The 5,177-nt window shown below is 34.5% G+C and carries 4 protein-coding genes and 1 pseudogene; 1 reads left to right on the top strand and 4 read right to left on the bottom strand.

Annotated elements, in window-relative coordinates:
* The 4 genes from AC058W_RS17620 to AC058W_RS17605 form a co-directional block, all read right to left on the bottom strand.
* Positions 1-1,868 (bottom strand): leucine-rich repeat protein (locus AC058W_RS17620; RefSeq protein ID WP_479390444.1); only part of this gene is annotated, 1,868 nt, incomplete at its 3' end.
* Between the two features lie 114 nt (positions 1,869-1,982).
* The gene (locus tag AC058W_RS17615; protein WP_479390443.1) at positions 1,983-2,867 is read right to left on the bottom strand and encodes a hypothetical protein; all 885 of its coding nucleotides are present in this window, start codon (positions 2,865-2,867) and stop codon (positions 1,983-1,985) included.
* Between the two features lie 76 nt (positions 2,868-2,943).
* The gene (locus AC058W_RS17610; protein ID WP_117844035.1) at positions 2,944-3,639 is read right to left on the bottom strand and encodes a hypothetical protein; all 696 of its coding nucleotides are present in this window, start codon (positions 3,637-3,639) and stop codon (positions 2,944-2,946) included.
* A gap of 63 nt (positions 3,640-3,702) precedes the next feature.
* Positions 3,703-4,320, bottom strand: a complete 618-nt coding sequence (locus AC058W_RS17605) for a Crp/Fnr family transcriptional regulator (RefSeq protein WP_479390442.1) — start codon at positions 4,318-4,320, stop codon at positions 3,703-3,705.
* A gap of 467 nt (positions 4,321-4,787) precedes the next feature.
* On the opposite strand from AC058W_RS17605, the pseudogene AC058W_RS17600 reads away from it, so the two are divergent.
* Positions 4,788-5,177: pseudogene (locus AC058W_RS17600) on the top strand (hypothetical protein); the annotation flags it as partial.

Here is a 5,177-nt window from a genome sequence, read left to right as displayed (position 1 = left end):
CATACTGTAGTCTTAAGACTCTTCATAAAAGCTTCCAGATATTCCCTATTTGCCTTCTCCAATTTTACAAAACAAAGAGTAATTAACGCTTCCTTTGAAATACTTACCGAGTTCTTTATAAGACTCAGCTCCGGCTCAACTTCCACCTCCACCGAAGCCTTCCTGCCATCCACCGAAGTTCCAGTTATCACAGTTTTTCCTACATCATATGTCAACAAATTAAACCATGCGGAACCACTATTTCCATCCTGACTCACAATCAGTCCAGTACTCTTCTGGTCAATCTTCGCAACAGAAGGATTACTTGACTCCCATTTGATCTGTTTTCCTTCACTGTCAGCCTTACCAGTAGCAGAAGCTTCATATTCCATAAAAAGAGAATTTTCCTTGCCAAGTACAACTGCATCTTTGCTCACCTTGAGAGAGAAGTTCTTATCAGATGAAGAAGTGGAACTACTATTATAATGTATTGTTACATCATGATCAAAAGTTACATTTAACTTATTCCATTCAGCTTCTCTGCCAGAGTAATATACATCTTTTAGACTACTACATCCAGAAAACGCAGAATCATTTATACTTGTAATGCTATTCGGCAACGTTATTGTTTTCAATTTAAAACAATCCTTAAATGCTTCCGAATCTATATTCACTACGCTATCTGGCAGTATTATTGTTTCTAAACTACTACATCCTCTAAATGTGTTCATTCCTATACCCTGTACTCTATCTGGCAACATTATCGTTTTTAAATTACTACATCCATCAAACAAGGAGCATAGTACTGTCATACTATGTGGCAACGTTATTGTTTCTAAGCTACTACATTTACTAAATGCATATATTTCTATACTCTTTATACTATCTGGCAACACTATTGTTTCCAAACTACTACATTTACTAAATGCATACATTCCTATGTATATTAAACTATTTGGCAAAGTTATTGTTTGCAAACTACTACACTCTCCAAATGTACTACTTTCTATATTCGTTATACCATTTGGCAAGGCTATTGTTTTCAGGCTCCTACATCCATAAAATGCCCACGATCCTATACTTGTTATACTATTTGGTAACACTATTGTTCCCAAATTACTACATCCATAAAATGCATCTGCTCCTACACTTGTTATACCAGATGGCAATATTATTGTTTTCAAATTACTGCATCCTTGAAATGTACCATTTTCTATACTTGTCACACCGTTTGGCAAGGTTATTGTTTCTAGACTTCTGCATCCCAAAAATGCATCCATCCCTATGTTTGTTATGCTGTCTGGCAATGCTATTGTCTCCAAACTTTTGCATCCACAAAACGCACTTTTTCCTATATTCACTACACTATTTGGCAACATCACTGTTTTTAAATTATCAAAATAATTATAAAATGCATAATTTCCAATATTTGATATACCTTGCTCGATTACTACAGTTTCTATGATTGACTCAAATTTTTTCCACGGTGGAGAATAATCATACTTAAAACTATACATATCTCCATTTCCACTAATCGTCAATATACCATCTTTAAACGACCAATGTACATTCTCACCACACTTACCAGAATTATTACCAGAAGTTGCAACTTCTAATTTTTGTGTTTTTTCATCACCGTCATCCAACTCTTCCGCCTCTGGAATTGATGCTGGGGTTTCTGAAGATGACGCACCACCATTCTGTTCATCTGAAAATTGCACATCCTCTTCATTGGTTGAAAAGTCATCTGCCTGATTTTCTTCCGTATCATTTTCCTCTTCATTAAAATAACCTGCTACCCCATCAGAAAATTCTGCTGCCTGTACACCTGCAACTGGCTGAAGTATCATAATTCCTGATAAGAGCCACACCATTATCTTTCTCTTCATAAAATCTTTCCTCTCCCTTTACAAACGATAGTTGATTACTTTCGTATCAACAATATCTTTTTTCCCTATATTTAACACTTCCCACACCAGTAAAGATGTGGGAAGCCTTAATTTTTATTTATATTTTACCGTTTTCGATTCACCTTTTTGATCTATGATATATGCAGAATCCTTATAAAAGCTATATACTATACCTGAATATTTCTTTCCAACTGCCGATTTTTTTCCAGTTTTTATATTATATTTCCAAATCTGTGAATATGGCTTAGATGTTGTTCCTGAAAAGCTGGCATAGTATATCAGATTCTTTTCTTTTGTAGTTTCAGTCGTCACCATCTTGTTTACCAATTTAAATTTCTGAGAAACAGGATCTAATATGTATATACTATGAGGATAACAATTATATTTTCCCGAAAACTCAGAATACCCAGAATATGTGTCCCCTACAAAAATATATCTCCCATCTGACAATGATCCTGTTCCAATAACATCATTTTTGTTATAAACAGGGTAAGCAATTCTTTTGGATGTAATCTTTTTTGTCTTCAGATTATAGGCATATAAATATTGTTTTCCAGATCCCATTGTGTGTAAATAAAAATTATTCTTTGAATACCCCACCAGATCACAATTTTTATTTATCGTACACAATTTTTCTGTTTTTCCTGTTTTGATGGTATATTTATATAAACTTACCTTCGTAGGTACCCTCTTATTACCCGAAGCATAATAAAAAATCTTTCCATCTGTCCATGCACCGGTACAAATCTTTTGTGTAAGGCGAACAGTTTCTCCATTCATCGGTTCATAAAACAACTGAGGTGCTGAATTTGCATAAGAAAGATATGCCTGTCCACTTTCAACTTTTAAATAAGCCATTGTTGGCACTTGCTGATATGTGGGTGACTTTGCATTTACAGAAATCAACTGTAATCCCAGTACACTGATGATTGTTAAAAGTAATAATACTGTTTTTCTTATAAAAGCATTCTTTTTCATATCTCTTGTCCTCTCTTTTCAAATGGATAAATGTCTGGCAACAGTACCATCAATCGCTTCACATAACACTACTGCCCTAATTATTATCTACTCTAATAGAAACATAGGCATTATTTTTAGTATTCTTTAACTTGATAAAAAGTGCCAAAAAATCTTTTGGAAGCTTTTGTCCTTTTTTGATAGAATACATTTTTATGCTTCCGTTGTTAGCATTAACAAATCTGCTGTATTCTATCTTTTCTACTTTATATCCTGCTTTCAGGCTATAAGTCAGTTTTCCATTCAATCTGCTTACAACCCCATATAAATTTGGTTCCGGCTCTTTTGCATAGTAGGAAACCAGGTTCTTTTTCCCGATTTTCAGCGTTTTAAATGGATTTGTATATTTTACAAATGTATAGGTGCAGGTTTTTTTATATGTTTTTCCATTTACTTTTACAGTAACATTAACCTTAGCTGTTCCTTCCTTGATTCCGGTTACCTGGTAAAATGCATTTCTTTTCGCACCACCATCACTGCCAGATACACGTGAAAACACCATCATTACTTTAGGATTACTGCTTACCGCAGAGATTTCTATATTTTCACGATTATAATATACCGGTGTAGAATAATTAGTTACATTATCTACGCTACACCCCAATGTAACTTTCATCTTTGTTGGCATCTTCGCCAATGGATTCTTCTGTGCTGCCCAAACATTCACAGACATGGCAAGCATTGCTACTACTGCAGCAAGAATCATTAATAGTACATTTTTCTTTTTCTTCATGAATTTTTTCCTCCTTGATTTGTGAGTTTTATTATGTGAATTGACAGTTACTTTCCACCTCTGTCAAACCCCATCATATTTTTTCAGCATCCTGCTGAAGCATTCAGGTGTCATGTTCAGATAAGATGCTATATCTTTTTTGTTCACCTTTTTTTCCAGCCCCGGATAGGTTTCCAGAAAATATTCATACCTCTGTACTGGATTACAGGTAAGAATCATTTTTCTGTATTCATATTCCCTCATAGATGCCACACTCTGCATCCGATTACAAACCAGAGCAATTTCTATATTCTCCATAGCCAGCTTTCGAAGAACATCCGCTGATATCCTTACAATTTCACAATCCGTTATCAACTCCACTGTCAGGAAAGAGGTTATCTGCTTGTCCAAATTCATGATCCCTACCAAAGCTTCCCCCGGAAAATGCGCAAAACAGTGAACCTGTTTTTTTCCATCCGATTTTTCATAATATGACTTTACAAGACCACCCTTTTTATACAAAAAAGAAATCGCATCTACCTTCTCATTCTCTTTCATCAGCAAAGTTTTTGCTTTCAACTTACAGATTTCCGAGTTCTCCGCCAACACCTCCAGCACAGCTTCCGATTTTATTCCTATCACATTATGAAAAAAATCTTTCAGTTTTTCCTCTTCATTTTCCCTTTTTCTTTCATCACTCATACTTTTTCCTTTTTACACGCCCAAAATCAACAGACAAAAACATATTATTTAAAGTTATCGTTTATCCTGTTCCTTTGCAAACAAGATTTTCTCTAATTATACTTTATTGTCTGACAAATAGCAATTTTCCAACTTGATTCAAATCAAGTAATCACAAATATTTTTTCCCAAACATACCCTTCACAATTTTTACTGCTACACAAAAATAGCTATAAGACTTCATTTTTGAAATCCTATAGCTTTGCTATTGATAATATTACGTTGTATTTCTAATCATCAATTATTTTCCAGTAACCATTGGAACACGACTAATAAACCGAACAATACTTGTGTCTTTATTCTTTATCATATTCAAAAATAACCGAAATCCTACTCATTTCTAAAACATATTTCGATAAGTCAAAATTACAATTTTCACACTTTAATTGATATAATATTCAACAACTAAACAAGGAGGCCATTTAACCATGAATAATGTAAAAATTCTATGTATCGCAGGCAGTATCGTACTCGGTAGTATATTGCTATCCGGACAAGCTTTTGGCAAAGCCCCCTCAGATCTAATCACCCTTTCCGCCCCTAAGGAGCCTGAGGGGCAACATGTATCTTATGATATAGATGGTTCCGGCTCTTATTATGACAGTGAGTCAGATACAACTTACTATTTTGTCAAGGGGATTGTCACTTCTTATTCTAATCATACAAAAACCTTTTCACTGACTTCCGACGCCGGTGAAACTTATGAGTTACCGGCAGATACGGATATTAATATAACCGACTATCTCAACACAGAAGCACATATATGGTACTCAGAAGACTCTCAAAAAAACTTAAAATTACTTGTGTTCTCTCCTCAA

Source organism: Blautia sp. CGZ-1-C1, assembly GCF_056504575.1.
Note: the sequence above shows the minus strand (reverse complement) of the source record. Positions and strands in the feature narration are given on the sequence as shown.

Excerpts from the sequence above, each read along its gene's own strand:
- AC058W_RS17615 (WP_479390443.1), bottom strand. The coding sequence starts at position 2,867 with ATGAAAAAGAATGCTTTTATAAGAAAAACAGTATTATTACTTTTAACA.
- AC058W_RS17610 (WP_117844035.1), bottom strand. The coding sequence starts at position 3,639 with ATGAAGAAAAAGAAAAATGTACTATTAATGATTCTTGCTGCAGTAGTA.
- AC058W_RS17605 (WP_479390442.1), bottom strand. The coding sequence starts at position 4,320 with ATGAGTGATGAAAGAAAAAGGGAAAATGAAGAGGAAAAACTGAAAGAT.